At 73.3% G+C, this 26,572-nt stretch carries 27 protein-coding genes and 1 pseudogene; 9 read left to right on the plus strand and 19 right to left on the minus strand.

Annotation, left to right across the window (positions count from 1 at the left end; genetic code table 11):
* Nucleotides 1–5 precede the first annotated feature (5 nt).
* Nucleotides 6–512, minus strand: a complete 507-nt coding sequence (locus tag ACF1G2_RS04865) for an NUDIX hydrolase (protein WP_391796861.1) — start codon at nucleotides 510–512, stop codon at nucleotides 6–8.
* A 4-nt stretch (nucleotides 513–516) separates the two neighbouring features.
* Complete coding sequence (locus ACF1G2_RS04870) at nucleotides 517–726, minus strand: type II toxin-antitoxin system VapB family antitoxin (RefSeq protein WP_391796862.1); 210 nt, start codon at nucleotides 724–726, stop codon at nucleotides 517–519.
* 66 nt (nucleotides 727–792) lie between these two features.
* Between ACF1G2_RS04870 and ACF1G2_RS04875 the strand changes: the two genes are divergently transcribed.
* On the plus strand, nucleotides 793–1,512 hold the full coding sequence (locus ACF1G2_RS04875; protein ID WP_391796863.1) for an NAD-dependent deacetylase: 720 nt from the start codon (nucleotides 793–795) through the stop codon (nucleotides 1,510–1,512).
* Nucleotides 1,513–1,531: 19 nt separating this feature from the next.
* On the opposite strand, the gene ACF1G2_RS04880 is transcribed toward ACF1G2_RS04875, so the two are convergent.
* Nucleotides 1,532–2,029, minus strand: a complete 498-nt coding sequence (locus ACF1G2_RS04880; protein ID WP_391796864.1) for a methylated-DNA--[protein]-cysteine S-methyltransferase — start codon at nucleotides 2,027–2,029, stop codon at nucleotides 1,532–1,534.
* A 15-nt stretch (nucleotides 2,030–2,044) separates the two neighbouring features.
* The gene (locus tag ACF1G2_RS04885) at nucleotides 2,045–3,526 is read right to left on the minus strand and encodes an AlkA N-terminal domain-containing protein (protein WP_391796865.1); all 1,482 of its coding nucleotides are present in this window, start codon (nucleotides 3,524–3,526) and stop codon (nucleotides 2,045–2,047) included.
* A 245-nt stretch (nucleotides 3,527–3,771) separates the two neighbouring features.
* On the opposite strand from ACF1G2_RS04885, the gene ACF1G2_RS04890 reads away from it, so the two are divergent.
* Nucleotides 3,772–6,597, plus strand: a complete 2,826-nt coding sequence (locus tag ACF1G2_RS04890) for a SpoIIE family protein phosphatase (protein ID WP_391796866.1) — start codon at nucleotides 3,772–3,774, stop codon at nucleotides 6,595–6,597.
* 34 nt (nucleotides 6,598–6,631) lie between these two features.
* Here ACF1G2_RS04890 and ACF1G2_RS04895 read toward each other — a convergent pair whose 3' ends face one another.
* Nucleotides 6,632–8,689, minus strand: a complete 2,058-nt coding sequence (locus ACF1G2_RS04895; RefSeq protein WP_391796867.1) for a SpoIIE family protein phosphatase — start codon at nucleotides 8,687–8,689, stop codon at nucleotides 6,632–6,634.
* A gap of 180 nt (nucleotides 8,690–8,869) precedes the next feature.
* Between ACF1G2_RS04895 and ACF1G2_RS04900 the strand changes: the two genes are divergently transcribed.
* Nucleotides 8,870–10,789, plus strand: coding sequence for a cellulase family glycosylhydrolase (locus ACF1G2_RS04900; protein WP_391796868.1), 1,920 nt, complete (start codon nucleotides 8,870–8,872; stop codon nucleotides 10,787–10,789).
* A 29-nt stretch (nucleotides 10,790–10,818) separates the two neighbouring features.
* On the opposite strand, the gene ACF1G2_RS04905 is transcribed toward ACF1G2_RS04900, so the two are convergent.
* Together ACF1G2_RS04905 and ACF1G2_RS04910 are read right to left on the minus strand one after the other, a co-directional pair.
* Entirely contained in the window at nucleotides 10,819–12,000 is a 1,182-nt protein-coding gene (locus ACF1G2_RS04905; protein ID WP_391796869.1) for an aromatic amino acid transaminase, read from the minus strand.
* A complete protein-coding gene (locus ACF1G2_RS04910; protein ID WP_391796870.1) occupies nucleotides 11,993–12,991 on the minus strand; it encodes a DMT family transporter in 999 nt (332 codons plus the stop codon). Before ACF1G2_RS04910 ends, ACF1G2_RS04905 begins: the two co-directional genes overlap by 8 nt.
* 138 nt (nucleotides 12,992–13,129) lie before the next feature.
* On the opposite strand from ACF1G2_RS04910, the gene ACF1G2_RS04915 reads away from it, so the two are divergent.
* Nucleotides 13,130–13,591: an Lrp/AsnC family transcriptional regulator gene (locus ACF1G2_RS04915; protein ID WP_391796871.1), complete on the plus strand. Its 462-nt coding sequence runs from the start codon at nucleotides 13,130–13,132 to the stop codon at nucleotides 13,589–13,591.
* A gap of 31 nt (nucleotides 13,592–13,622) precedes the next feature.
* On the opposite strand, the gene ACF1G2_RS04920 is transcribed toward ACF1G2_RS04915, so the two are convergent.
* The 3 genes from ACF1G2_RS04920 to ACF1G2_RS04930 form a co-directional block, all read right to left on the minus strand.
* On the minus strand, nucleotides 13,623–14,141 hold the full coding sequence (locus tag ACF1G2_RS04920; RefSeq protein WP_391796872.1) for an O-acetyl-ADP-ribose deacetylase: 519 nt from the start codon (nucleotides 14,139–14,141) through the stop codon (nucleotides 13,623–13,625).
* A gap of 7 nt (nucleotides 14,142–14,148) precedes the next feature.
* Nucleotides 14,149–15,570, minus strand: a complete 1,422-nt coding sequence (locus ACF1G2_RS04925; RefSeq protein ID WP_391796873.1) for a phytoene desaturase family protein — start codon at nucleotides 15,568–15,570, stop codon at nucleotides 14,149–14,151.
* A gap of 64 nt (nucleotides 15,571–15,634) precedes the next feature.
* Entirely contained in the window at nucleotides 15,635–16,471 is an 837-nt protein-coding gene (locus ACF1G2_RS04930; RefSeq protein ID WP_391796874.1) for an inositol monophosphatase family protein, read from the minus strand.
* Nucleotides 16,472–16,592: 121 nt separating this feature from the next.
* On the opposite strand from ACF1G2_RS04930, the gene ACF1G2_RS04935 reads away from it, so the two are divergent.
* On the plus strand, nucleotides 16,593–17,648 hold the full coding sequence (locus ACF1G2_RS04935) for a biotin/lipoate A/B protein ligase family protein (protein ID WP_391796875.1): 1,056 nt from the start codon (nucleotides 16,593–16,595) through the stop codon (nucleotides 17,646–17,648).
* A gap of 16 nt (nucleotides 17,649–17,664) precedes the next feature.
* Here the strand turns inward: ACF1G2_RS04935 and ACF1G2_RS04940 are convergent, their stop codons facing one another.
* The 6 genes and pseudogenes from ACF1G2_RS04940 to ACF1G2_RS04965 all read right to left on the minus strand — a co-directional run bounded on the left by ACF1G2_RS04940 (nucleotide 17,665) and on the right by ACF1G2_RS04965 (nucleotide 22,436).
* Complete coding sequence (locus tag ACF1G2_RS04940) at nucleotides 17,665–19,116, minus strand: amidase (protein ID WP_391796876.1); 1,452 nt, start codon at nucleotides 19,114–19,116, stop codon at nucleotides 17,665–17,667.
* An 81-nt stretch (nucleotides 19,117–19,197) separates the two neighbouring features.
* A complete protein-coding gene (locus ACF1G2_RS04945) occupies nucleotides 19,198–19,689 on the minus strand; it encodes a flavin reductase family protein (protein WP_391796877.1) in 492 nt (163 codons plus the stop codon).
* Nucleotides 19,690–19,691: 2 nt separating this feature from the next.
* Complete coding sequence (locus ACF1G2_RS04950; protein ID WP_391797044.1) at nucleotides 19,692–20,669, minus strand: iron-containing redox enzyme family protein; 978 nt, start codon at nucleotides 20,667–20,669, stop codon at nucleotides 19,692–19,694.
* A gap of 231 nt (nucleotides 20,670–20,900) precedes the next feature.
* Nucleotides 20,901–21,161 (minus strand): annotated as a pseudogene (locus ACF1G2_RS04955) (CDGSH iron-sulfur domain-containing protein); the annotation flags it as partial.
* The gene (locus ACF1G2_RS04960; protein ID WP_391797045.1) at nucleotides 21,145–21,825 is read right to left on the minus strand and encodes a HemK2/MTQ2 family protein methyltransferase; all 681 of its coding nucleotides are present in this window, start codon (nucleotides 21,823–21,825) and stop codon (nucleotides 21,145–21,147) included. The gene ACF1G2_RS04960 and the pseudogene ACF1G2_RS04955, both read right to left, overlap by 17 nt.
* 74 nt (nucleotides 21,826–21,899) lie before the next feature.
* A complete protein-coding gene (locus ACF1G2_RS04965; RefSeq protein WP_391796878.1) occupies nucleotides 21,900–22,436 on the minus strand; it encodes an isochorismatase family cysteine hydrolase in 537 nt (178 codons plus the stop codon).
* A gap of 188 nt (nucleotides 22,437–22,624) precedes the next feature.
* Between ACF1G2_RS04965 and ACF1G2_RS04970 the strand changes: the two genes are divergently transcribed.
* Nucleotides 22,625–23,173 carry an SRPBCC family protein gene (locus ACF1G2_RS04970; RefSeq protein ID WP_391797046.1) on the plus strand — a complete coding sequence of 183 codons (549 nt, stop codon included), beginning with the start codon at nucleotides 22,625–22,627 and terminating at the stop codon, nucleotides 23,171–23,173.
* A gap of 133 nt (nucleotides 23,174–23,306) precedes the next feature.
* On the opposite strand, the gene ACF1G2_RS04975 is transcribed toward ACF1G2_RS04970, so the two are convergent.
* Entirely contained in the window at nucleotides 23,307–23,723 is a 417-nt protein-coding gene (locus tag ACF1G2_RS04975) for a helix-turn-helix transcriptional regulator (protein ID WP_391796879.1), read from the minus strand.
* A 172-nt stretch (nucleotides 23,724–23,895) separates the two neighbouring features.
* On the opposite strand from ACF1G2_RS04975, the gene ACF1G2_RS04980 reads away from it, so the two are divergent.
* On the plus strand, nucleotides 23,896–24,279 hold the full coding sequence (locus ACF1G2_RS04980; protein WP_391796880.1) for a hypothetical protein: 384 nt from the start codon (nucleotides 23,896–23,898) through the stop codon (nucleotides 24,277–24,279).
* Between the two features lie 161 nt (nucleotides 24,280–24,440).
* On the plus strand, nucleotides 24,441–24,734 hold the full coding sequence (locus ACF1G2_RS04985; protein ID WP_391796881.1) for a hypothetical protein: 294 nt from the start codon (nucleotides 24,441–24,443) through the stop codon (nucleotides 24,732–24,734).
* A gap of 21 nt (nucleotides 24,735–24,755) precedes the next feature.
* On the opposite strand, the gene ACF1G2_RS04990 is transcribed toward ACF1G2_RS04985, so the two are convergent.
* The gene (locus ACF1G2_RS04990) at nucleotides 24,756–25,163 is read right to left on the minus strand and encodes a RidA family protein (protein WP_391796882.1); all 408 of its coding nucleotides are present in this window, start codon (nucleotides 25,161–25,163) and stop codon (nucleotides 24,756–24,758) included.
* Nucleotides 25,164–25,282: 119 nt separating this feature from the next.
* On the opposite strand from ACF1G2_RS04990, the gene ACF1G2_RS04995 reads away from it, so the two are divergent.
* Nucleotides 25,283–25,663, plus strand: coding sequence for a winged helix-turn-helix transcriptional regulator (locus ACF1G2_RS04995; protein ID WP_391796883.1), 381 nt, complete (start codon nucleotides 25,283–25,285; stop codon nucleotides 25,661–25,663).
* A 65-nt stretch (nucleotides 25,664–25,728) separates the two neighbouring features.
* On the opposite strand, the gene ACF1G2_RS05000 is transcribed toward ACF1G2_RS04995, so the two are convergent.
* Nucleotides 25,729–26,484: a YhjD/YihY/BrkB family envelope integrity protein gene (locus ACF1G2_RS05000; protein ID WP_391796884.1), complete on the minus strand. Its 756-nt coding sequence runs from the start codon at nucleotides 26,482–26,484 to the stop codon at nucleotides 25,729–25,731.
* Nucleotides 26,485–26,572: the final 88 nt, after the last annotated feature.

Here is a 26,572-nt window from a genome sequence, read left to right on the forward strand (position 1 = left end):
TCCGCTCAGACCGCTCCCCCGCCGGCCTCACCACTGCCGTCGCCACTACGGCCGCCGTCACCGCCCGACGCCCCGAACCGGGCGAGCCGGTCCGCCAGGTCCGGCGGCCAGAGGGCTTCGTCGGCCGTGGCGAGCTCCTCGGGGCTCCACCAGCGCCCGAGCTGGATGCGGTCCTCCGCGTGCGCGGCCGCGAGGTCACCGGCGAGCTCACGGCGCGGCCCGTACGCCACGTAGATGTGTTCGTGCTGGCGCACGGGGACGCCGGCGCGGGTGAAGTCGTGCTCCCAGGTGCAGAGCAGCTCGCCCGGTTCGATGCCTTCCCAGCCGGTCTCCTCCCGGAGCTCGCGCACGGCTCCGTCGCGCGGGCTCTCCCCGGGTTCGAGGCCGCCGCCGGGCATGGCCCAGTGCACGCCGACCTCCTCGTTGTCGTAGCGGAAGAGGAAGACGGCGCCGTCGGGGTCCAGCACGGCGACCCGGGCGGCGCGTCGCGGGGTGCGTCGTGGCGTCTGCATCGCGTCAGCCCTGCGGGGGTTCGGTGGTGAGCGGGTTGCCGCCGCGGGGAGGGGCCTCGGCCTCGCGCGTGGCCACCCGGGCCTCCGTGCGGTGTCCGCGGGCGATGTAGTCGCGGACGACGGCCTCGACCGCGTCCTGCGGGTTGTTGACACCCGCGAGGACCATGACTTCCACGACGAGTTCGGCGTCGAGTTCGACGTTCACCTTGGCCATGGCGGGAACCTAGCACCCGCCGAAATCGGCTCGCGGTGGGTTCCACGGCCTGCCTACGCTCGTCGTATGACTCTCGTGGCGATTCTCACCGGGGCCGGGGTGTCCACCGACTCCGGGATTCCGGACTACCGCGGCCCGCAGGGCCTCTGGCGGCGGGACCCCGAGGCCGAGAAGCTCGTGACGTACGACTTCTACATGGCCGACCCCGAGATCCGCCGCCGTGCCTGGCAGATGCGGCGGACCAGCCCGGCGCTCAAGGCCCGGCCCAACGCGGCCCATCTGGCCGTCGCCGAGCTGGAAAAGGCGCCCGGGGTCGCCGTGCGCGTCCTCACGCAGAACGTGGACGGGCTCCATCAGCTCGCCGGGATGCCGGACCGCAAGGTCGTCGAACTCCACGGCACCGCACGGTCGGTGGTCTGCACGGCCTGCCACGACCGCTCCACCATGGGCGAGGCGCTGGCACGCGTGGAGGCCGGGGAGGAGGATCCGCCGTGCCGGGTGTGCGGCGGGATCCTGAAGTCGGCGACCGTCATGTTCGGGCAGCGGCTCGATCCGCGGGTGCTGGGCGAGGCGATGTCGATCGCCAAGGCGGCGGAGGTCTTCATCGCCGCCGGGACGAGCCTGAAGGTCCAGCCGGCCGCCTCGCTCGCCGGTGTGGCCGCCGAGAACGGGGCCCGGCTGATCATCGTGAACGCCGAGCCCACGCCGTACGACGCGCTCGCCGACGAGGTGGTGCGCGAGCCGATCGGCACCTCCCTGCCCGCGCTCCTCGAGGGGCTGCGCTGAAGCGGCCCCCGCCTCTCCGCTAGAAGAGCGCGTCCGGTTCCGCGCCCGACTCGAAGGCGAGCAGCCGCCGCTTGCGGCCGAGCCCGCCGCCGTACCCGGTCAGCGAGCCGCCCGCGCCGACGACGCGGTGGCACGGTACGACGATGCTGACCGGGTTCCTTCCGTTGGCGAGGCCGACGGCCCGGGAGGCGCCGGGGCTGCCGAGGGCCTCCGCCAACTCCCCGTACGTGCGCGTCTCGCCGTACGGGATGCGGCGCAGCCGCTCCCACACCCGGAGCTGGAACGGGGTGCCGATCAGCCTCAACGGCAGGTCGAAGTCGGTCAGTTCACCGGCGAAGTAGGCGTCGAGCTGGCGGATCACCTCGCCGAAGGGGCGTGGGTCCGGCTCGCCGAAGGTCTCCTCGGCGGGCCGGTGGCGCTGCTCGGTCATGTGGATACGGCTCAGCTCGCCGTCGACCGCGACCAGGGTCAGCGGGTCGTACGGGCTGTCGATGACGGTGTGCCGGACGGCGGTCATGGCGGGACGACTTCCTTATGCGGGGAGGTGGTTGATCGGATGGCTGTCGGTGGCCCAGAGGTACTGGACGGCGTACGCGCGCCAGGGCCGCCACAGCGCGGCGCGGGCGGTCAGCGCGGCGGGCGTGGAGGGCAGGCCGAGGCCCTCGGCGGCGCGCCGGACACCGAGGTCGCCGGGGAGGAAGGCGTCGGGGTCGCCGAGCGCCCGCATCGCGATGACCTCCGTCGTCCAGGGGCCGAAGCCGGGCAGGGCCAGGAGCCGCGCCCGTGCCTCGTCCCAGTCGGTGGCCGGGCCGAGGCCGAGTGAGCCGTCGGCGAGGGCCTCGACGAGCGTGAGGAGGGTGGCGCGGCGGCTGCGGGGCAGCGCGAGGGACTCGGGATCCAGGCCGGCGAGCGCCTCGGGGGCCGGGAAGAGGTGGGTGAGCCCGCCCTCGGGGTCCTCCACCGGCACGCCGTGCGCGGTGACGAGCCGGGCCGCGTGGGTACGGGCGGCGGCGGTGGAGACCTGCTGGCCCAGCACGGCCCGTACGGCGAACTCGGCCGCGTCGACGGTCCTGGGCACGCGTCGGCCGGGCGCCCGCTCCACGAGCGGCGCCAGCAGCGGGTCGGTACGCAACTGCTCGTCGACGGCGACCGGATCCGCGTCGAGGTCGAGCATCCAGCGGCAGCGGCTGATGGCGAGGGTCAGGTCCCGGGGGTCGGTGAGCGAGAGCCGGCAGGCGATGTGGTCGGACCGGGGCGCGAGGGACACGATGCCGTGCCCGTGCGGGAGGGTGAGGGTGCGGCGGTAGGCGCCGTCCCGCCACTCCTCCACCCCGGGGACGGCGGTCGCGGCGAGGTGGCCGAAGAGGTTGGAGGGGTTGAGGGGCGAGCGGTACGGCAGCCTGAGCGCGATCACGCCCGGGGTGCGCGGGGCCCGGTCGGCCGCCCGCGACCGCGTGGCCCGGGCACGCAGCTCCCCGGGGGCGAGCGCGAAGACCTCGCGGACGGTGTCGTTGAACGTCCGGATCGAGGAGAAGCCCGCGGCGAAGGCGATCTCGGCCATCGGCATCGGCGTCGTCTCGATGAGCAGCCGCGCGGTCTGGGCGCGCTGGGCGCGGGCCAGGGCGAGCGGCCCGGCGCCGAGTTCGGCGAGGAGCTGGCGTTCGATCTGCCGGGTGGAGTACCCGAGCCGGGCGGCGAGGCCCGGGACACCCTCACGGTCCACGATCCCGTCCTGGATCAGCCGCATCGCCCGGGCGACGGCGTCGGCGCGGACGTTCCACTCAGGGGAGCCGGGGCTCGTGTCCGGGCGGCAGCGCTTGCAGGCGCGGAACCCGGCGCGCTGGCAGGAGGCGGCGCTCGGGTGGAAGACCATGTTCTCGGCCTTGGGCGGCACGACCGGGCAGCTGGGACGGCAGTAGATCCGGGTGGTGAGGACCGCGGTGAAGAACACGCCGTCGAAGCGGGCGTCCTTCGAACGGACGGCCCGCACGCAGCGCTCGGTGTCGGTGTGCATGCCTCCATGGTCGGGGACCGGAGGGGCCGTCGCTGGCGAGAAAACGACATGGACCTTCCGGCAGCGAGCCCGGTCCGGGTGTCGCGACTCGCCCCGTCTCGATATCCCGCCGACACTGGAGCAGCATGGAAGGAGCGGATTCCCGACGCCGCCGGCGGGCCGAGGAACCGAGGAAGTGGACGGGTGAGTGCAGAATCCCTGACGCCAGCAGCTCCGACGACAGCCGAATCAGCGAGAGACACCCCATGACCGGACGGCTTGGCCACCGGCCCAAGGGGCTTGGGCTGCGCAGCGTCGCCGGACAGGTGTTCGCCCTCCAGGCGATCATCGTGGTGCTGCTCGTCACCGTGGGCGCGCTGGCCCTGATCTTCCAGGCCCGCTACGACACGGAGCGTGACGCCCGGAACCGCTCCCTCGCCGCGGCGGAGGCGTTCGCGCACGCCCCGGGTCTGGTCGACTCCCTGCGCGCCGACGATCCGACCGCCCTGCTCCAGACCCGGGCCGAGAACGCCCGGCGGGCCTCGGGCCTCGACTTCCTCGCCGTGATGACCCCCGACGGGATCCGCTACACCGACTCCCGGCCGGAGCTGATCGGCCAGCGTTCCACGGGCGACTTCGCGCGCGCCCGCGAGGGCGAGTCGTTCACGGAGATCTTCCACGGGGAGCCCTCGGACGCCGTCCGCGCGATCGTTCCGGTCCGTACGGAGGACGGCGACATCGTCGGCCTGGTCAGCACCGGTATCGAGGTCGAGAACGTCGGCAACGTGGTCGAGGACCAGCTGCCGCTGCTGCTCGGCACGGCCGCGGGCGCCCTGGCGCTCGCGGTGGGCGGCGCGGCCCTGGTGAGCCGGCGGCTGCGGCGCCAGACACACGGCCTGGGCCCGGTCGAGATGACCCGGATCAACGAACACCACGAGGCCGTGCTGCACGCCGTTCGCGAGGGGGTGCTCATCATCGACGCGGACCTGCGGCTGCTGCTCGCCAACGACGAGGCCCGCCGACTGCTCGACCTGGCTCCCGACGCCGAGCAGCGGCACGTGAACGAGCTGGGCCTCGATCCCCGTACCGCCGCGCTGCTCTCCTCCGGACGGGTCGTCACCGACGAGGTGCACCTGGCGGGCGACCGGCTGCTCGCCGTCAACGTACGTCCCACGGCCCCGTATCGCGGCCGGCCCACGGGCACCGTGATGACGCTGCGCGACTCGACCGAACTCGCCACGATCTCGGGGCGGGCCGAGGTGGCCAGGGGACGGCTGCAGCTGCTGTACGAGGCAGGGGTGCGGATCGGCACCACCCTGGACGTGGTGCGGACCGCGGAGGAGCTGTCGGAGGTCGCCGTCCCCCGGTTCGCCGACTTCGTCACGGTGGAGCTGCTCGAACCGGTGCTCCGGGGCGAGGAGCCCTCGGGCGCGTTCACCGAGATGCGCAGGACGGCGCTGACGGGCGTCCGCGCCGAGCATCCGTTCCAGCCGGTCGGCGACCTGATCCGCTGCATCGTGCCGACCACACCGATGGCGATGGCGCTGGACAGCGGCCACGCGGTCCTGGTGGAGCAGCTGAACGAGGCCGACGGCTGGCGCGCCCAGGACCCCCCGGGCGCGGACGAGGCGCTCGCGTACGGGCTGCATTCGCTCGTCGCGGTGCCGGTGCTGGCCCGGGGGGTGGTCCTGGGGATGGCGAACTTCTGGCGGGCCGAGACGCAGGAGCCGTACGGGGACGAGGATCTGAACTTCGCCGAGGAGCTGACCGCGCGCGCCGCGGTCTCCATCGACAACGCCCGCAGGTTCACCCGTGAGCACGCGATGGCGGTGACGCTCCAGCGCAGCCTGCTGCCGCGGATCCTGCCGGACCTGTCCGCCGTGGACGTCGCGTACCGGTATCTGCCCGCCAAGGCCGGGGTGGGCGGCGACTGGTTCGACGTGATCCCCCTGCCGGGCGCGCGGGTGGCGCTGGTCGTCGGCGACGTCGTCGGGCACGGGCTGCACGCGGCGGCGACGATGGGGCGGCTGCGTACGGCGGTGCACAACTTCTCCACCCTGGATCTGCCGCCGGACGAGCTGCTGGGCCACCTGGACGAGCTGATCGACCGCATCGACCGGATCGACCGCGGATCGGACGGCGAGCCGGCGGGCGGATCGGGGGGCGGCTCCGAGGGGTCGGACGGTACGGACCCCGGCCGTGCGGCGGACGGCGCCTCGGCCGCGGACGGCTCGGCCGAGGGCGAGGAGGGGAGCGAGCGGATCACCGGCGCCACCTGTCTGTACGTGATCTACGACCCCGCCGACGGCCGCTGCGTCATGGCCCGGGCCGGGCATCCGGGACCCGCGCTCGTCCACCCGGACGGCCGGGTGGAGTTTCCCGAGCTGCCCGCCGGGCTGCCGCTCGGGGTGGGAGGGATGCCGTTCGAGACCACGGAGCTGTACCTGCCCGAGGGGAGCCGGCTGGTCCTGTTCACGGACGGCCTGCTCGTGGACCGCGACCGGGACTTCGACACCGGTCTCGGGCTGCTGGCCGAGGCGCTGGCCACCACGGGCCGCAGTCCGCAGCAGGCCTGCGGGGACGCGCTGACGGCCCTGCTGGGGCCCGCGCCGGACGACGACATCGCCCTGCTGGTCGCCGACACCCGCCGGCTGGAGGCCGCGCGGATCGCGGAGTGGGACGTTCCGCCCGATCCGGCGGACGTCTCCCGGATCCGCAACGCGGGCGCGGCGCAGCTGGCCTCGTGGGGGCTGGACGGCATCGCGTTCACGGCGGAGCTCATCCTGAGCGAGCTGGTCACCAACGCGATCAGGTACGGCGCCGAGCCCATCCGGGTCCGGCTGCTGCGGGACCGCAGGCTGATCTGCGAGATCTCCGACGGCAGCAGTACGGCTCCGCACCTGCGGTACGCGGCGACCACCGACGAGGGCGGCCGCGGCCTGTTCCTGGTGGCCCAGTTCGCCGAGCGCTGGGGCACGCGCTACACACAGAGGGGCAAGGTCATCTGGGCCGAGCTGCCCCTGACCACCGAGGACGCGAAGCTGCCGGCCCTGGCGCCGGACCTGGACGCGCTGGAGGACCTCGCCTGGTGAGCCGACGGCGCCGGGCGGGTCGCCCCGGCGCGGGTCAGCCCAGCGCGGTGCGGGCGAGCAGGACCGCGACGTCGTCCCCCGGGGCACAAGGCAGCAGCTGTTCGAGGATGTCGTCGCAGAGCCGGCTGAGCGGCTGTTCGAGGTGGAGCAGCACCTCGGCGAGCTGGTCCATGCCCTGGTCGAGGTCGCGGTCCCTGGCCTCGATGAGGCCGTCGGTGTACAGCACCAGCAGGCTGCCGGGCGGGAGCAGGAGCTCCTCGGTCCCGAACTCCTGCCCGCCGGTGCCGAGCGGGGTGCCGGGCGGCCCCTCCAGGAAGGTGATCGCCCCGTCGGCCGTGGCGACGGCCGGTGGCGGGTGACCGGCCCGGGCGATGACGACGCGGCCGGTCTCCGGGTCGTGGACGGCGTACACACAGGTCGCCATCTCGTCCTCCCCCACGTCGGCGACGACCGCGTCGAGCGAGCTGAGGAGTTCGGCGGGCGGCACGCCGTGCCGGGCGAGGGTCCGTACCGCCGTACGGAGCTGGCCCATGACGGCCGCCGCGTGGATGCCGTGGCCCATGACGTCGCCGATGACGAGCGCCGTGCGCCCCTCGGGCAGCGGGATGACGTCGTACCAGTCGCCGCCGACGTCGTGGTCGCTCGCCGGGAGGTAGCGGCCGGCGAGTTCCAGGCCGTCGACCGTGGGCAGGGCGTCGTTGGTGAGGCTGCGCTGGAGGGTGAGGGCGGCCTCGCGCTGGGTGGTGTACATGCGGGCGTTGTCGATGTTCAGGGCCGCGCGGGCGACGAGTTCGTCGATGAGGACGAAGTCCTGCTCGTCGAAGGGTTCGCGCTCGTTGAGCCGGGTGACCGTGACGGCGCCGAGCACCGTGCCACGGGCGACGAGGGGCACGAGGCGTGCCGATCCGATGTGCGACTCGAAGTAGTCGCGCAGGGGTGCGCTGCGGGGGTCGGGGAAGAGCGCGGGCAGGTCGGAGTGGTAGAGGTTCAGCGGCAGGGCGGCGTTGATGACCCGCTCGTACACGGTGTCGAGCGGGATCTGGAAGGTCTGTCCCGGGGTGAGCAGCGCCGTGGGGGCGGTGGGGTCGGGGAAGACGGCCGCGAGGCGGCGCAGCAGGCCCTGCGTGGCGGCCGCCTCGTCGGGTTCGAGCACGGCTTCGAGCAGCTGGACGTCGGCCGAGTCGGCGAGCTGCGGCACGAGGACCTGGACGATCTCCTCGGCTGTCTGGAGCAGGTCGAGGGTGGTGCCGATCCGGGTGCCCGCCTCGGCGAGGAGGGCGAAGCGGCGCCTGGCCCGTTCGGCCTCGACGAGGGCGCGCTGGCCCTCGGTGATGTCGATGAGGGAGGCGATCAGCCCGAGCCGCCGGCCGGACCCGTCGAGGAGCGGGGCGTACGAGCAGGACCAGGTCCGGTCGTGGTCGGGGTCCGCCGGGGTCCGGCCGGTGCGGCGCACGTCGACGGAGGCCCGGCCGCTCTCCAGGACCTCGCGCATGGTGGCTTCGAGGGCGACGGCGTTGACGCCGGGCACGACCTCGGTGAGCCGCCTGCCGACGTGCTCGGCGGCGGAGACTCCGTTCATCCGTGCCAGGGCGTCGTTGACGCGGATGAAGCGCAGGTCGGTGCCGAGGGTCCCGAGGCCGATCGGGGACTGGGTGAAGAGGCTCTGGAGCGCGGCGAGCGAGTCCCGCATCCGCAGGACCTCGGAGGTCTCGACCGCGATGAGCATGGCACCCGGCCGCCCCCGGGGGTCGACGTCGGGGACGATCCACATCTCCATGGTCACTTCGTGACCGTCGCGGTGCCGTACGGGAAGGGTGCCGACCACGGTCTCGCCGGACTGGACCCGCCGTGTCAGCTGTCCGGCGAGTTCCCGGTTGGCATCCGGCACCAGGATGGGCGTCGCGACCCGTCCGAGCACGTCGTCGGGGCGGTATCCGAGCAGGTCCTGGGCGGCGAGCGACCACTCGACGACCCGCCCGTCGGCGTCCTCCCGCCACAGGGCGATCGGCAGGAGTTCGCGCAGGACACCGGCGTAACCGATGGCCGCCGGTGGTCGCTCCGGCGTCTCGCTCGGCGACTGCGTAGTGTCCAACGATCCGACCTGTCCCCGGGGGGTGCCTTCCTACCCGATCACCCTAGCCGAGCCCTCGACGCGGGGCCCTGCGGTACGGCTCCGGACGGTGGTGGCCCCGTTTCGGCCAGGGGGTTCCTCCCTGGGCGACCCGCCGGTAACTTGGCGCCGCCCACTCCCCCACGGCATGGCAGGTACCCGATGCAGCGCTTGTTACGTACGGTCCGAGGCGCCCTTCTGGTGGGCGCCCTCCTCGTCCCCGTCCTGCCGGGTTCCGCCACGGCGCGGCCCGCCCCACCCGCCGACGCACCGGCCGCCACCGCCGCCCCCGACTGGACACCGCCGCTGTCCACCCGCGGACGGCACATCGTCGACGCGGACGGCGACCGCTTCCGGCTGCGCTCCGCCAACTGGGACGGCGCCCAGGGATCCTGGAACGGCTCGGGAGACATCGCCGACCCGGCCAACCACCACGCCGGACAGAACGCCCACGGCATCCCGGTCGGCCTGGACCGCACCCCGCTGCCGACGCTCCTCGCCGACTTCCGTGCCCTGGGTCTGAACAGCATCCGGCTGCCCTTCTCCAACGAGATGCTGCGGGCGACGGCTCCCGTGCCGGACGGCGCCGTCGCGGCCAACCCGGCCCTGCGGGGCAGGACGCCGCTCCAGGTCTTCGACGCCGTCGTCGCCGCACTCACCGCCGACGGCTTCGCGGTGATCCTCAACAACCACACCGTGACGACCCGTTGGTGCTGCGGCGTGGACGGCAACGAGCGCTGGAACAGCAGCGGGCAGTCCACCGCCCGGTGGGCCGACGACTGGGTCTTCATGGCGAAGCGCTACCGCGCCGATCCGCGCGTGGTCGGCGCGGACCTCTACAACGAGGTCCGCCGTGACGTCTGGGACGACCCCAACTGGGGCCTGGGCGACAACCGCGACTGGCACGCCGCCGCGCAGGAGGCCGGCGACCGGATCCTGACCGAGGCCAACCCGGACCTGCTGATCGTCGTCGAGGGCATCAACTGGCAGGGCATTCCGGTGGACGGTCTCCCGCACGGCCGCCCCACCCTCACTCCGGTCCGTACCCTCTCGCACACCCTGGTGGTGTCGGGCAAGCTCGTCTACTCGGCCCACTTCTACGGCTACACGGGCCCGAACCACAGCGGCGCCACGGGCATCGGCGAGACCAGCGACCTGCGCTACCAGGACCTCACCCGCGAGCAGCTCCGCCGGACCGTCCACGACCAGGCGCTCTACGTCTCCGCCGAGACCGGCCGGCACTTCACCGCACCGGTCTGGGTCAGCGAGTTCGGCATCGGGGCCGACGAGGCGAACAGCCGCCCGCGCGACTGGTTCCGCAACCTGACCGAGCTGTTCGCCGACGCCGACGTGGACTACGCCTACTGGCCGCTGGTCGGCTGGAGCGGTGGCGGCGGGGACAGCTGGGCGCTGCTGCGGTACGACTCCGAGGGCCGGCGGACCGGCGTCCTCGACGCGGGCGACTGGCGCACCCCGCTGTGGACCGGGCTGACGGACGCGCCCGGCCGCACCGGAGCCGTCCCCGTCACGCCCTCCTGGTACCAGCTGACGACCGACCACCGCGACCACAACGCCTCGCTGCGCGTCCGGGCGGGCGGGGACTGGGACAGCGGCGCCCGCAAGGCGGTCTGCCCGGACGGCTCCCGGCTGGCCGGGCTCAGCCACACCGGAGGCCGCGGGCTCTGCGCGAGTTCGGGCCTGCGGGCGGGCGCCGGCGGGCACACGGTCGTCCGCGACGAGTCGTACGTCCCCGCGGGCGGCGACTGGGCAGGCGGCTACACCAAGTTCCAGTGCCCGGCGGGCGGGTTCGTGATCGGTTACAGCGTGCGCGGGGAGCGGGTCTCCGCCGCCCTGTGCGCCCCGGCCCGTACGGCGCTCCCGGCGGGCGCCGGCCGGACGGTGTGGTTCGACCGGGGTGACAACCGGCCGGCGGGGGCGCCGGGCGGGGAGTACGCGAGCGGCCACTACAAGGGCCAGTGCCTGCCCACCGAGTACGCGGCCGGCATCGCCTTCACCACCCGGTTCGGCTCCCGGCCCTCCCCGGCCGCCCTGCTGTGCCGCCCGGCACCCCCGGAGGCGTAGGGCCTGATCCGAAGGACAGGCCTCAGGGCTCAGAGCGCGGGAACGGCGCGGGGCGTCTCCAGAGCGGCGGCGATGCCCTGCGCCAGGAACGGGATGCGATGCGCGCAGACGCCCGCGATGTTGATGCGGCCCGCGTTCGTGCCGTAGATGGCGGACTGGCGGCGCATCCGGCGCATCTGCTCCGGTGTCAGCGGCAGCATGGAGAACATGCCCTTCTGGCGCCGGAGCGAGGCCGCCGCGTCCGGGCACCCGAGGGCCTCCAGGTGCGCCACGAGGTCCGCCCGGTTGGCCGTGATGCGTCCGCGCATGGCGTCGAGCTCCTCGCGCCAGACGGCCCGCAGCCCCGGGTCGTCCAGGACGGTGGCGACGACGGCGGCGCCGTGGTCGGGCGGCATGGAGTACATGACGCGCGCGGCGTTCTGCAGGGCCGTCTCGACGTGCCGGAGCGTCTGCCGCGAGGGGCCCAGCACGATGGCACATCCGGTGCGGTCGCTGTAGAGGCCGAAGTTCTTGGAACAGCTGACGGCGATCAGCACCTCGGGCAGCCGGTCGGCCAGCATGCGGGTGGCCCCCAGGTCGGCGTCGAGGCCGTCGCCGAGCCCGTGGTAGGCGAGGTCGACGAAGGGGACCCAGCCGTGTGCCGCGGCGAGTCCTGCCAGCGCCTCCCAGGTCCCGGCGTCGGGGTCGATCCCCGTGGGGTTGTGGCAGCAGCCCTGGAGCAGGACGACGTCGCCCCGCCGGGCGGCGCGCAGGTCGTCGAGCATGCCGTCGCCGCAGCCGTACGTCCGGACGGAGAGCCCGGCGCCCTCCAGGATGGGGCGGTGGTTGACGTACGCGGGATCGCTGATCCACACCGTCGTGCCGGGCCGGGTCTGGCGTACGAGGTCGGCGAGGAGCCGCAGGGCGCCGGTGCCCGCGACGGTCTGGACGGCCGTCGCGCGCGCGGTCCTGGCCTCGGTGCCGAGGACCATGGAGAGCATGGCCCGGTTGAAGGCCGTGTGGCCGGAGAGTCCGCGGTACTCCTTGGAGTCGGAGCGGTCCGCGAGGCGTATCTCGGCCTCCTTGACCGCCGCCATGACCGGGGTGACGCCGTTGTGGTTTCGGTAGACGCCGAGGACGAGGTCGAGGCGCTCGGGACGGGGGTCGGCGGCGTACTCGGCCGACAGGTCCCAGAGCGGGTCGACGGGCGGGGCGGCGAGAAGCTCAAGCATCGGCGGAGACCTCGGTTCGGGTGCGGGGGCGGCGGTTGGCGAGTGCGACGCCGAGGGTGATGAGGGGGACGCCGATCAGGACGGGCAGGGTCGGCGACTCGTCGAGGAGGGGGACGGCGAGCAGGACGACGGCGACCGGGCTGAGGCTGCCGACGACCGAGCTGCGCTCCGGGCCGAGGCGGCGGATGGCGAACGCGTAGAGCAGTCCGGCGCAGAGGCCGACGCCGAGGCCCTGGACGACGAGGAACAGCGCGATGTCGGAACCGGCCGCGTGGGCGATGCCGGTGGGCAGGACGCCGGTCAGGACCAGGAGTGCGATCACGGCGAAGGAGGGCAGGCAGAGGAGTCCGATGGAGCCGACGGGGTCGAGGTCCACCTCGCGCAGGCCCACGGTGTACAGCGCCCACAGTCCGCTGGCGACGAGGAGCGTTCCCGCGCCGAGCAGGACGTCCGCGTCGAGGGCGGCGGTGTAGCGCCAGACCAGGGCCGCGACTCCGGCCACGATCAGGGCGAGGCCCGCCGACTGCGTACCGCGCGGGGCGCTCTTGCCGCCGGCGACCATGAGGGCGGAGACGAAGAGGGGGACCATGCCGGGGACGATCGCCCCGACGAACGCGGCCGACGTCAGCGAACCGCCGTACATGGCGGCGAGGAAGAACGGCACGCCCGCACCACAGACGATCTTGAGGGCGGGACCGGGACGGACCGCGGCCAGCCGGCGCCTGCGCCGCCACAGGGCGGGTGCGAGGACGGCGAGGGGGACACCGAAACGCAGCAGCGCGGCGTCGGCGGGCAGCAGCGTCGAGGTGCTCAGGGCCCGGGCGCTCAGGGCGAACGCGGCCCAGATCGCCACGGTGAGGAGCAGGGCCACGAGGCCCACAGTCTGCGGCGAGAGCGCCCTGCCGGTCGGACCGGCACGGCGTGCCGGCTCCACGGGCGGTGCCCCCGCCGTACGTATCCCGCCCACCGAAGGGTCCTCCCGCTCGTTCACCACTGATCCCCGCAACGGTAGAGCTTTCGGCGGGGCAGGCGATTGCCAGTTATGCCCCCCAGCCCTAGCGTGGGAGCAGAATCTGCCAAGGATGGGCGGAGCGGTGCGGGAAGCGACGAGGGAGCGACGTTGGACGCGGTGGACTTGCAGATCATCCACGAGTTGCAGCAGGACGGCCGGCTGTCCAACCAGGACCTCGCCGACCGGATCAGGCTCTCCCCCTCGCCCTGTCTGCGCCGGGTCCGCCGGCTGGAGGAGGCGGGGCTGATCCGCGGCTACACGGCCATGGTGGACCAGGTCGCCTTCGGGCTGCCGATCACCGTCTTCGTACGGATCCGGCTGGAACGCCACACCGCCGAGGCCGTCAACGTCTTCGAGCGGCACGTCGGCGAGATCGAGCACATCCAGGACTGTTATCTGATGGCGGGCAGCAGCGACTACCTGCTCAGGGTCGTGATCGAGAGCCTGGAGGCGTACGAGGCGCTGGTGCGCAACCGGATCCACGCCATCCCGGGCATCGCGTCGATCGAGTCCAGCTTCGCCTTCGGCAGCGTGAAGCAGTCCCGGATCTATCCACGTCCCGGCGCGCCGGTGAAGTGAGGCCCGGGCGAGGCCCCCGCGTACCCTCGCGTCAGCCGGCGGCGGACTCGAAGGCCGCGTAGGCCGCCGCGTCGAAGAGGACGAACCGCACCTCGGCCACCGACGTCACGGCGGCCCGCACCGTCTCGACGGCGATGCGGGCGCCGTCGTCCATGGGCCAGCCGTAGATCCCGGTGGAGATGGCGGGGAACGCGACGGTACGGGCTCCCAGCTCGTCGGCCACCCGGAGCGACTCGCGGTAGCAGGAGGCCAGCTGCCCGGAGCGGTCCTCCTCCCGGGACCAGACCGGGCCCACGGTGTGGATGACCCATTGGGCGTCGAGCCGGCCGGCGGTCGTGGCGACCGCCCGGCCGGTGGGGAGCCCGTGGCCGTAGTGGCCCGCGCGGAGCTTGCGGCACTCCTCCAGGACGGCGGGACCGCCCCGGCGGTGGATGGCGCCGTCGACGCCGCCTCCGCCGAGGAGCGAGGAGTTCGCCGCGTTGACGATCGCGTCGACCTGCTGCTCGGTGATGTCGCCGCGGACGAGGACGAGGGCCGGTTCTGTACTCATACGGTCATCATCGCCCCGCCCGGCGCAGGCTGCGCCAGACGGCCTTGGCCGCGTTGTGGCCGGACATGCCGTGCACGCCGGGGCCCGGCGGGGTGGCGGAGGAGCAGAGGAACACGGCGGGGTGCGGGGTCGCGTACGGGAAGAGGGACAGCCTGGGACGCAGCAGCAGCTGAAGGCCCCGGGCGGCACCGCAGGCGATGTCGCCGCCCACGTAGTTGGCGTTGCGGGAGGCCAGTTCGGCCGGCCCGGCCGTCGCGCGCGCGAGCACCCGGTCGCGGAAGCCCGGGGCGAAGCGCTCGATCTGACGCTCGATCGCCTCGGTGAGGTCGCCCTCCCAGCCGTTCGGCACATGGCCGTACGCCCAGAAGACGTGCTTGCCCTCGGGCGCTCGGCTCGGGTCGACGAGGCTGGGCTGCGCGGTGATGAGGAACGGCCTTCCGGGGGCCGTACCCGAGGAGGCCTGGTCCAGGGCGGTGCCGATCTCCCGCATCCCGGCCCCGATCTGGACGGTACCGGCCTCGCGTGCCTCCTTCGCCGTCCAGGGCACGGGGCCGTCGAGCGCGTAGTCGACCTTGAACGCGGCCGCGCCGTAGCGGTAGTGGTCGTACGTGCCGCCGAACCCGGCGATCCTGGCGAGGGCGGTCGGCGAGGTGTCGAAGACGTAGGCGCGGGCCGGCGGGAGGTCGTCGAGGCGCTTGACCTCGTAGTCCGTGTGGACCGCGCCGCCCAGCGCCTTCAGATACGCGGTGAGGGCGTCCGAGATCGCCTGGGAGCCGCCGCGGGGCATCGGCCAGCCGCCCTCGTGCGCGGCCAGCGCGAAGACCAGACCGACCGCCGAGGTGGCGAACCCGCCCAACGGGGCGATGACATGGCCGACGAGCCCGGCGAAGAGCGCACGCGCCTTGTCGTCCTGGAAGCGGCGCATGAGCCAGGTGGACGGCCGCAGTCCGTCGATGCCGAAGCGGGCGAGCGTGACGGGGTCCCGGGGCAGTGCGGTGAGCGGCAGGGACATGAAGTCCCGTGCCAGGGTGTCCCACTTGCCGAGGTACGGGGCGACGAGGCGGCGGTACGCCCCGGCGTCGCGCGGCCCGAGGGACGCGGCGGTCTCGGCGACCGACCGGGAGAGCACGGCGGCCGTGCCGTCGTCCCAGGGGTGGGCCATGGGGAGTCGCGGGTGCAGCCATTCGAGGCCGTACCGGTCGAGCGGCATCGTCTTGAAGACGGGCGAGCCGACCCCGAGCGGATGCACGGCGGAGCAGGGGTCGTGGCGGAAGCCGGGGAGGGTCAGCTCCTCCGTCCTGGCGCCGCCGCCCACGGTGGACTTGGCCTCGAACACGGCGACGGAGAGACCCCGGCGGGCCAGCTCCACAGCGGCGGTCAGTCCGTTGGGGCCCGCCCCCACGACGACGGCGTCGAGCATCGATGGCACCTTCGGACTCCTTCGTCAGCCGATGGCCAAGGCTCCCAGGATATTTCCTGGGCCCCCGCGGCCCTCATCGCCCCCGCAGCAGTGTCCGGATCCGGTCGGCGGTGGCCTGGTCGCGTGCCGCGGTGAACGGCAGCGCGTTGCCACCGGTGACACGGAACGGCTCGCCCGCGATCGTCGTGTGCGCACCGCCCGCCTCGGTCACCAGGAGCAGCCCGGCCGCGTGGTCCCATGAGTACTCCCACGAGAAGGCGATGCCGTCGAGGAGGCCCCTGGCCACGTCCAGATACTCCAGTCCGGCCGAGCCGCAGGGGCGTGGGCGCACACCTTCGGTGTCGAGACCGAGCAGGGCACGCTTCTGGTCCGCGGTCGTGTAGTCGGGGTGGGAGGTGGCGACGTCCAGGACGGCGCCGGGCGCCGGCGAGCCGGAGCGTATCGGCTGCCCGTTGAGCGTGGCGCCGCGGCCGCGCACCGCGACCGCCATCTGGTCGAGCGCCGGTGCGAACGTCCAGGAGGCGAGCAGCTCCCCCCGGCGGGCGAGCGCGACGAGGGTGCAGAACCCGGGCTCGCCGCGCACGAACTGGCGGGTGCCGTCGACGGGGTCGACGATCCAGACCGGGGCGTCGCCCTGAAGGGCGTCGTATATCGCCGGGTCGGCGTGGACGGCCTCCTCGCCGACGACGACGGAACCGGGCAACAGCTGCGTCAGGGACGCGGTCAGGTGCTCCTCCGCGGCCCGGTCGGCGATCGTCACCAGGTCGTGCGGCCCGTTCTTCTCGACGATCTCGTGCGCGGCGAGCTGGCGGAAGCGCGGTGTGATCTCGGCTGCGGCCGCCTTGCGGACAGCCTCCTCCACCTCGGTCGTGCCGCCGGAGAGGACGTGGTCAAGGAAGTCTTCGATCATGCGTCCAGCTAAGCACGACGCTCTGACATTCCGGGAGACCGTCCCTTAACCCTCCGTTTCCCCACGGAGTACGCTTTGGACCGGTTCACCCCTTACGGGGATATCGGGCGAGGGAGGGTCCGTGCACGGCGAGTACAAGGTTCCGGGCGGAAAGCTGGTGGTCGTCGACCTGGAGGCGCGTGACGGTGTCCTGACGGACGTCCGGGTCGCGGGCGACTTCTTCCTGGAGCCGGACGAGGCCATCCTCGCCATCGACCGCGCACTCGAAGGCGCCCCCGTCGACACCGACGCGTCCGGCCTCGCGGCCCGGATCGACGCGGCGCTCCCCCCGGGCACCGAGATGTACGGGCTCACCACGGAGGGCATCGGGGTGGCCGTGCGCCGGGCGCTCGCGCACGCCACGGACTGGACCGACTACGACTGGCAGCTGATCCACGAGCCGCCGCAGCCCCCCGCGCTGCACATGGCCCTGGACGAGGTGCTCACCGCCGAGGTCGCGGCCGGCCGGCGCCCGCCGACCCTGCGGGTCTGGGAGTGGGGCGCGCCGGCCGTGGTGATCGGCAGCTTCCAGTCGCTGCGCAACGAGGTCGACCGGGCGGCGGCCGAGCGGTACGGCATCGAGGTGGTGCGCCGGATCAGCGGCGGCGGGGCGATGTTCATCGAGCCCGGCAACACCATCACGTACTCGCTCTCCGTCCCCGACGCGCTGGTCCAGGGGCTCTCCTTCACGGACAGCTACGCCTATCTGGACGACTGGGTCCTGGGCGCGCTCGGCGACATGGGCGTCAAGGCCTGGTACCAGCCCCTGAACGACATCGCGACGGACGCGGGCAAGATCGCGGGCGCGGCGCAGAAGCGGATGGTGGCGGGCGAGGGCGCGGTCCTGCACCACGTGACGATGGCGTACGACATCGACGCCGACAAGATGACGGACGTGCTGCGGATCGGTCGCGAGAAGCTCTCCGACAAGGGCACCAGGAGCGCGAAGAAGCGGGTGGACCCGCTCCGCCGCCAGACGGGCCTGCCGCGCGTGGCGGTCATCGAGCGGATGATCGACTCCTTCCGGAACCGGTACGGCCTGACGGAAGGCGGGGTGACGGCCGAGGAGACGGCGCTGGCAAAGGAGTTGGCCGCGTCGAAGTTCGCGACGCAGGAGTGGACGGCCCGGGTCCCGTAGTCCCGTAGGGCCTGTCTCAGCCGGCCGCCGCCGTGCCCCCGGCCCCCGCTCCTTCTCCCGCCCCTGCTCCGGCGAGCCGCGGGCGGTGGGCGAACCACTTCCGGTCGTCCTCCAGTTGGGCCGCCAGCGAGACCAGCAGCGGTTCGCTGCCGGCGGGGCCGAGGAGTTGCGCGCCGACCGGCAGGCCGTCCGGCGTGAAGCCCGCGGGGACGTTGACGCCCGGCCAGCCGAGGACGTTCCACGGCCAGGCGTAGGGGCAGGCGGACGCCATCGTCAGGTCGGTGCGCCAGGCCGGCATCGCGTCGAAGGTGCCGATCCGGGGCGGCGGCACCGCCGTCGTCGGGGCGATCAGGACGTCGTACGTGTCGAAGAGCGCGCCGATCCTGCGGTGTTGGTGCGCCTCGCGGCCGCGGGCGGCACGCAGGGCCCGTCCGGCGAGGCGGCGGCCGTTGCGGGCGGCGCTGCGGGTGCGCGGGTCGAGCAGCGCGGGCCGGGGGTGCCGGTCGGCGTATTCGGCGATGCCCGCGGTCGCGCGCGGCAGGAAGCTCAGCCCGATGAGTCCGTAGCGCGGGCGCGCCTCCTCCACCGTGTGGCCGAGTCCGGCGAGCGCTTCGGCGAGATCGGCGACGGCCCGCCGCACACCTGCGTCGAGGGGGTTGTACGTGGCCGTGAACGGCGCGCGCCAGGCGAGCGCGATCCGCAGCCGGCCGGGCTCCCGGCGCGCCGCGGCCGAGGCGTCGACGGCGGTCGGCTGGAAGCGGTCGCCGGGATGCGGCCCGGCGACCGCGTCGAGGAGCAGAGCGGCGTCGCCGACGGTCCGGGCGAGCGGTCCGTTGACGGTGAGGCCCTGGAAGCAGTCGTCGTACGGGTGGACGGAGACCCGGCCGCGCTGCGGCTTGATGCCGACCAGGTGGGTCCAGGCGGCGGGTATGCGGATGGAGCCTGCCCCGTCGGAGCCGAGGGCGGCGGGCAGGACACCGGCGGCCACGGCCGCGGCCGAGCCTCCGGAGGAACCGCCGGGAGTGTGGGCGGTGTTCCAGGGATTGCGGGTGGCACCGAAGGCGGGGCCCTCGGTGAACGGCCACTGGCCCAGTTCGCAGGAGTTGATCTTGCCGACGATGACGGCCCCGGCGGCCCGCAGCCTCCGCACGGCCTCGCCGTCCTCGGTGGCGTCGGGGATGTCTCCGGCACAGCCGAAGCGGGTGGGCAGGCCGGCCACGTCGGTGTCGTCCTTGACGGCCATCGGTACGCCGAGCAACGGCAGCCGCTCGCCCGCGGCCAGCCTGCGGTCGGCGTCGGCGGCCTCGGCGAGGGCGGCCTCCGGTCGGACGCAGCGGAAGGCGTTGAGCGTGGGCTGCGTGGCCTCGATCCGGTCGAGCGCGGCCTGGACGAGGGCGGTCGAGGTGACGGTCCCCTCCGCCAACTGCCGCGCCTGTTCGGCCAGTCCGGTGTGGTCTCCCGCGGTCACGGCAGCCTCCTCCTCGCTTCGGCTGCCGGAACCCTACTGGAGCGTAACTTCCCTGTCACCACCCGCCTGGCGTCCGGGAGCTCAGGCCGGATGGCCGGGTGCGAAGCCCACCGCGTCGCTCAGCCGGATCAGGGCCGCGTCCGGCTTCCCGGGAGGGCTTTCGGCGACGGGCGCCAGGAGGAAGCCCACATGGTCTCCCCCGTCGAGCCGCGCCTCCACCCGCCCGACGAACCAGGCGAGGCAGTCGGAGAGGACGGGCACTCCCCCGTAGGCGGACGGTGCGAAGGCGGCGCGCGCGAACTTGTCGACACGGTCTCCGGTCTCCTCACCGAACAGCCGGGCCGTCTCCCGCTGCCCCGGCCCCAGGGCGTGGACCGCCAGGAACTCGCCGCGGCAGGCGACCCGGTAGGTGTGGTTCTCCCGCGACAGCCAGGCGACGAAGCGGGGCGGACGGATGGAGCAGGCGGAGGCGAATCCGACGAGGCAGCCGCCGCGCTCGCCGTCCGGCGCCGCGGTCGTCACCACGCACACGGGGTGGTCGAGCAGCGCCGTGAAGGCGTCCAGGTCGGTCACCGTCAGCTTCCCGTCCGTCGAGGCTCCTGCGCCAGGGGTACCCGCAGGGCCGAGCGTCCCCGGTCCCACGACTCCCGCAGAAACGCCGCCAGCCGGTCCTCCAGCATGACCGTCGCGGCGCAGCCGAAGACGACGTCGGCCTCCAGGCCGGGCTCGTCGGCGAGAAGGCCGCCGACGACCTCGCGCCGTACGACCTGTTCGTGGACGGCGTCGGCCTCGACGTGCTCGGTGTAGAACCGCTCGGCGGCCGGCCCCGCGCCGCAGCGGCGCATCGCTCGCGCCAGACGCCGTGAGCCGGGCGAGGAGGTGACCTCGACGCAGCCGAAGTGCCCGACCAGCGCGCCGCGCAGGGCGCGGTGGAGACCGAACAGGGACATGACGTTGACGGTGGCCAGCAGGGGTGCGGGCGCGTGGTCCACATACGTGCCGTAGGCCGGGTCGAGACCCAGGTCCTCCATCAGGTCGGCGAAGAGCCGCGCGTGGATGTCCGGAGCCCGCCCGGCGCCGAACTCGTCGTACTCGATCGCCACCATGCCCGCCTTGGCCCGCCCGGTCAGCCGGGGGATGACCCACGCGTGCGGGTCGGCCTCCTTGAGGTGGTAGACCGAGCGGAGCGCCGCGTACTCCCGCAGGTGCTGGAGCCTGCCGTCGGTCTCGAGGAAGCGGCTGACGCTGCCGCCCAGGTCGACCGGCTCTTCCAACAGCGGTGCGAACACCTCGTCGACCGAGCGGTCGCCGTCCGGCACTTCGGTACGGAGGGCGTGCAGGAACCGGGTCTCCAGGCCCTGCCTCAGCCGCAGCAGGTCGGGATCCCATTCGCGCGCGTCGTCCACCCCGTCGAAGCCCCGGTAGTGGAGCTCGTACAGCAGATGGAGCGCGAGCTGGAGGTCCTCCCCCCAGGGGTCGGCCGTCAGGAGGGCCCGGGGGTCGTACGAGGGCGGGGAGCCCGTACACAGGGCGTCCCGTACGGCCTCGGACAGTTCCCCCCGCGCCCGGGGGAGGACGGGGCGGCCGCTCGTCCGCCGCCCGGTGTCCGCGGGTGCCGGCGCGGGCGACGTGCTCGGGCGCAGGGCGGCGGCCGAGCGCTCGGGCGCCGAAGCCCCGGGCGCCGAAGCCCCAGGGCGCGGTCGCTCGGAGTGCTCCGGCTCGGAGGGCTGCCGCTCGGAATCCGGCCGCTCGGGGCCCGGTCGCCGGCGGTGTCGATGGCTGGTGTCGCACCACGGCTGGGTCCGGCTGCGGCGGCACGTGCACACGGCCACCATGAACCGGTCCGATCGCACCACGGTGCCGTCGTCCCGTACGGTCTCCACCGGCCCCTCGACCAGTACCGGCCCCTGCGGATCCACGGCCACGCGGCGGGGAGACGGGCCCGCCGGGGCATCGTGCGCCCGGTCGGCCTCGGGGGCACCGTCCGGCTCGGAAGCACGGTCCGGCCGTTCGGGTTCGGGGTGGCGCTCAGGAGCGTTGCGCACGGATGATCACCAATTCCTCCCGGTCCTCGACAGCTCGGGCAAGTCCCTGCCGCTCCAGCCAGGCGCGCCGCGACCGGAGTACCGGCCCCCAGGGAACGACGGCGCGCCGCGTCACGCGCGCCTGCAGGCCCAGGCGCCGCAGGCGCTGCACCGTGGTCGCCGCCCCGTTCATCTCCGAGTGGACGAGCAGGAGAACGCCGCCCGGCGACAGCAGAGCCGGGGCGCGCTCGCAGATCCGGTCGATGAGCTCCCGTCCGTCCGGCCCCGCGTCCCACGCCCGCGCGGCGCCGTGCGACGGCGGCCGGGCATGCGGGGACGGGACGTACGGCGGATTGGCCAGGACGAGGTCGAAGCGGCGGCCTCGCGTGCGGGCCGCGAAGTCCCCGTGCAGCACACGGAGCGTCAGCCCACGTCGCAGCGCGTTGATGCGGGCCGCGATGACGGCCTGCAGAGAGACGTCGATCGCCGTGACGTGCGCGCCGGTCGCAGCCGCGCTCAACGCGAGCGCGCCCGTGCCGGTGCCGATCTCCACGACGTGCTTCTCCGGCCCCAGGTCTTCGCGGCTGAGGGCGTCGGCGAGCAGCCGTGTGTCTGCCTGCGGGCGGTACACACCGGGCAGTGTGACGAGCCGCTCGGGCCTGCTTCTCGCAGATGAGGCGGTCAGGGACACCGGGCACCTCCGATGTAGGGGGCGATCAGCACGGCGGCTTCCCCGAAGCGTGGAACATATCCCTGACGTCAGAAGTCGACGTCCGCCGCGCGCAGCACCCTCGCCGCCATGTTCCGCTCCATCATCCGCAGCGCCGCCCGGGCGAGGTCCTCATGGATGTGGGCGACCGCGTCCTCGGCCACCGTCACCGACAGGTGCCGGATGTGGGCGTCCAGGGCCGAGTAGAGGATGCACTGTTCGGTCACCTGTCCGCAGAGGACGAGGTGGTCGATGCCGAGACTGCCGAGCAGGTAGGCGAGAGGCGTCTCGTAGAAAGCCGAGTGGCGGGCCTTGACCACGAACAGGGAGTCCTCGTCGGGCTTGACCGGTTCGACGAGGTCGGGGCGCCTGCCCGCGAGGGCGGTGTCGAGGATCTCGCCGTGGTGCGAGCGCCACTGCCCGAAGTTGTCGTTCGCGTAGATCACGGGGACGCCGTGCTCCCGAGCGTGGTGCAGCAGTTCCTCGACGACGGGGACGATCTCTGTCACGGACGGCAGAAGGAGGTCGGCGTCGGCGTGCTCGTACGGGTTGAGCATGTCGACGACGACCAGCGCGGACTTCCTCATCCCCCCAACCTCGCAGACGCCCCGGCCACGGCCGGGGCGGCGATGCCGCGCGGTGGGCCGAGTGGCGCCCCTGAACCGGCCGATCGGGGCGCTCCGGCACGACGGGGGATTGAAGGCCCACAGGGCGGGCAGCCGACCGTTTGGCCGGAGATGTCCGGCCGGAGCAGTGAAGGAGGAGACTCGTGAGCATGGTGAAGGAATCCATCGAAGTCGACGTCCCGCTGCGTCATGTCTACAACCAGTGGACGCAGTTCGAGGAGTTCCCCAGCTTCATGGAGGGCGTGGAGACGGTACGACAGCTGGACGATCAGCACTGTCACTGGAGGACGAAGGTCGCCGGTGTCCAGCGGGAGTTCGACACCGAGATCGTCGACCAGCTGCCCGACGAGCGGATCTCCTGGCGCACGGTGGGCGGCGACGTACAGCAGAAGGGTGTCGTCACGTTCGAGCAGATCGACCTCGGCCACACCCGGGTCATTCTGGCCATGGACTTCCAGCCCGAGGGCATGGCGGAGAAGGCCGGAGACGCGCTGGGCGTGCTCGACCGGCGGGTGAAGGGCGACCTGAAGCGGTTCAAGGGCTTCATCGAGGAGCGCGGCCGGGAGACCGGCGGATGGCGCGGCCGGATCACGCCGGCGGAACGCGACGCCATGTCCGGGCAGGCCGGCCGCGACGCGCCTCCGATGCCGGGCCCCGGCCGGATGCCGGTGGACCCGGACGACATGCGGCACGGCTGACCTCGCGCGGCCTCGCGGGCCCGACGGGCCTACGCGATCGCCCTGTCTACCGAGGGTGGCCGCCGACCCCGCGGGGTCGGCGGCCACCCTCGGTCCGTCGCGCGCCCGCCTGTGGCGCGCCGCCCCCGGGGGCTCACGTCTCGCGGTCGCGCCGCGGGGTGCCCCGCGTCGGGCTGCCGGGTCCACCGCCTCCGCCGGCCGCCGCGACACGGTCGTGCTCGGGGTCGCCGTGGGGCGGTCCGGAGTGCACGTGGGCGCCCAGCAGGTCGAGGAGTCCGGCGATCTCGTGCCCCGCCTCGGCGGGGTGGCGGAACCGGGCGTTGGGGTTGATCTCGTAACGGTTCCGCCGGCCGTCCGCACCGCGCCCGCGGGTGACGTATCCGTCCGCCTCCAGGTCGGCGACGATCGCCTGCACGGTCCTCTCCGTCACCCCGCACTCGGCGGCGACATCTCTCAGCCGGATCCCTGGATCGCGGGAGAGCATCAGGAGCACCCGAGCGTGGTTGGTGAGAAACGTCCAGCTCGGGTGGTGGCGGGCACCATCGGCCATGACTTACCTGTGCCCGCACCGACCGCGATCCATGCTCTATACGTCCTGATTTTCAGGTAATCCTTGACGTATGTCTGGGGCACGCGCACCATGACGAGTGAAGCTTCCCCACGGAATCCGACCGGACTCAGGCGGCACTCGCCGCCCGCCACCCTGCTGGGGGGTGTGCACGATGACCACCGAAGCCCGCCGCCACACCCCGTGTGCGGTCTGCGGATGCCCGCTCGGCCCCCGCCCGCACAACGGCCGCGCACCCGATTCCTCGTACGTCGACCCCGACGATCCCCTCCACGACGGCCAGCGTCCCCTGCTGGCCTGCAGCGTCGAGCATCTCGCGCTCCTCGAGGAGGAGCTGAGGGGGCGGCCGTACCACGACGCCGAACTGTGGTTCGCGAAGATCACCCGCGCGATGGGCCGGCACCATCAGGGCCTCAGCATGGCGGCCCTCAGCCAGGAGACCGGGCTCGACCAGGAACAGCTCGAAGCCGGGGCTCTCTGGATCACGCACCTCCCCCACGCCTCGCGCCAGGAGAGGCGCCCCGGCGACACCTCCTGACCTGCGGCATCGGCGCGACGGCCCGTTCCGGGCGTCGCCCGGCAGCGTGCGGGAACCTCGGTTTCCTCGGAGAATGACTCGTTGGTGGCCTACTCCGAGCCGCCCCGTCGGGCATGGAACGTCCCGTCCAGCTGGGGCGTCGGCACAGAAGGAGACCGTCAATGCTGATCACCCACGCCATCGAGGACGGCGTCCTGCACGTGACGTTTCTGCGCGACCTCGATGTCAGCAGCCGGGCGGCCGCCTCTCTGGAGACCGAGGCGCTCGTGCACGCCCATCGCCCCCGACACGTGCGTGTGCAGCTGCCCACGCGCGATCCCTCGGCGGCCTCGCTGAGCGCGCTCACGCGCGCCCGGCGCCTCTGCGAGCACCTGGGCATCCCGCTGACCGTGGTCGGCCCCGCCCGGCTCTCCACACCGGACCCGGGCCCCGCTCCCTCGGGCGCCGCCGCCTGACGCCCGGGCGCGGCTCCCTTCTCAGTCGACGACCGCGGTGGCCTCGATCTCGACGAGGTGGTCGGGCACGTCGAGCGCCGCGACGCCCAGCAGCGTGGCGGGCGGTACGGGAGTGACGCCCAGCCTCGCGGTCGCCCGAGCGATGCCGTCCATGAGCAGCGGCATCTTGTCGGGCGTCCAGTCCACGACGTACACGGTCAGCTTCGCCACGTCGTCGAAGGAGGCGCCGACCTCGGTCAAGGCGGTGGCGACATTGACGTAGCACTGCTCGACCTGTGCGGCGAGGTCGCCCTCGCCGACCGTGACGCCGTCGGCGCCCCAGGCGACCTGTCCCGCGACGAAGACCAGCTTCGAGCCGGTCGCGATCGACACCTGCCGGTACGCGTCGACCGCGGGCAGCCCGCTCGGGTTCACCAGGGTGATGGCCATGTGTCCGCCTCCTTTGACACGAGCCCCGGTCGGAACTCGGTCTCTTGTGGTTACTTGGAAACCGTAGGAGAGTGACCCCTGACATGGAAGAACGCACTTTTCGGTGACTGGGGAACCACATGGTGACCAAGCAGTTCAGGGGCTCGCCCCAGGACTCGGACCTGGCGCGGGCGGACTCGCTGGCGCGGGAGATCTTCTCGGACGTCGCCAACAAGTGGGCGCTTCTGATCATCGAGTTCCTCGGTGAACGCACCCTGCGCTTCAGCGAGCTGCGGAACGAGGTCGAGGGCATCAGCCACAAGATGCTGACCCAGAACCTGCGCATGCTGGAGCGCAACGGCCTGGTCAGCCGAACCGTCCACCCCACCGTGCCACCGCGGGTCGAGTACGCCCTCACCCAGCCGGGCCGGGCCCTGCGCAAGACCATCGACGGCCTGTGCGACTGGACCCACCAGAACCTCGGCCACATCGAGGAATCCCGCCGCCGCTTCGACACCTGACATCCGGCGACCGCCCGCCCGGACCGCCCCCGGCCGCTCGGGTCGCCGGCGGGGGGCCGGACGCGTCAGGTGTCGGGACGGTCCAGGCCGAAGCGCCGGTTCAGCGGGGGTTCCACCGCCAGTACCGCGCCGATGGTGAACGCGAACGTGACGGAGGCGCAGACCACGATGAGCCACGAGAACATCGTCAGGACCAGTCCCAGCGAGCCGTACTCCGCCAGTGCCCGGTTGAGCGCGCCGGGGATGTAGAGCCGTGCCGTGAGCCCGAGGACCGTCGTGGCCGTCGCGGCGAGGAGGGCGCCGGGGAGGAGCGGCAGCCACGGGACCCGGCCGACCAGCAGGAGATGCTGGGTCCACAGCCACATGCCCGTGCTCACCAGGAAGAACACGGGCGTGCCCAGCCACAGCCCCACTCCGAAACCGCCCCTGATCGGCGCCTGGAGGAGCACGAGCAGGATCAGGGCCAGCAGCCACACGGCCCAGCGCCAGGCGGCGATCCGGGTCCGTGCCCTGGGGAGACGCCACGCCCGTTCGCACACCCTGGCCATGGCGCGGCTGAAGCTCGTGGCCGACACCAGGGCCACGAGCGCGCCGACGACACCGGTGGTCTCCCGCACCGCGTCGGGTGCGGAGGGGTCGAGGACCTGCTGGAGCTCGCGGTCCGACGGCCCCGTCAGCCCGAACATCGCGCGCAGCGACTCGTGCATCTGGTCGCGCACGCTCTTGGGAGCGAACGCGGACAGGACGAACAGCAGCGGCACCGCGGCCAGGAACGCCGTGGCGGCGAGCCTGGTGCCCGAGTCCAGGAGGTTCCCGCTCACCAGCCTGCTCGTCACCTCGGTGAGAACGGGAAACCGGCTCTCGGCCCCGGTCCGGAACCTCCGCACCCGGGTCGACCACGACATCCCG

The sequence above is a fragment of the Streptomyces sp. NPDC013457 genome (assembly GCF_043089925.1).
Taxonomy (GTDB): Bacteria; Actinomycetota; Actinomycetes; order Streptomycetales; family Streptomycetaceae; genus Streptomyces.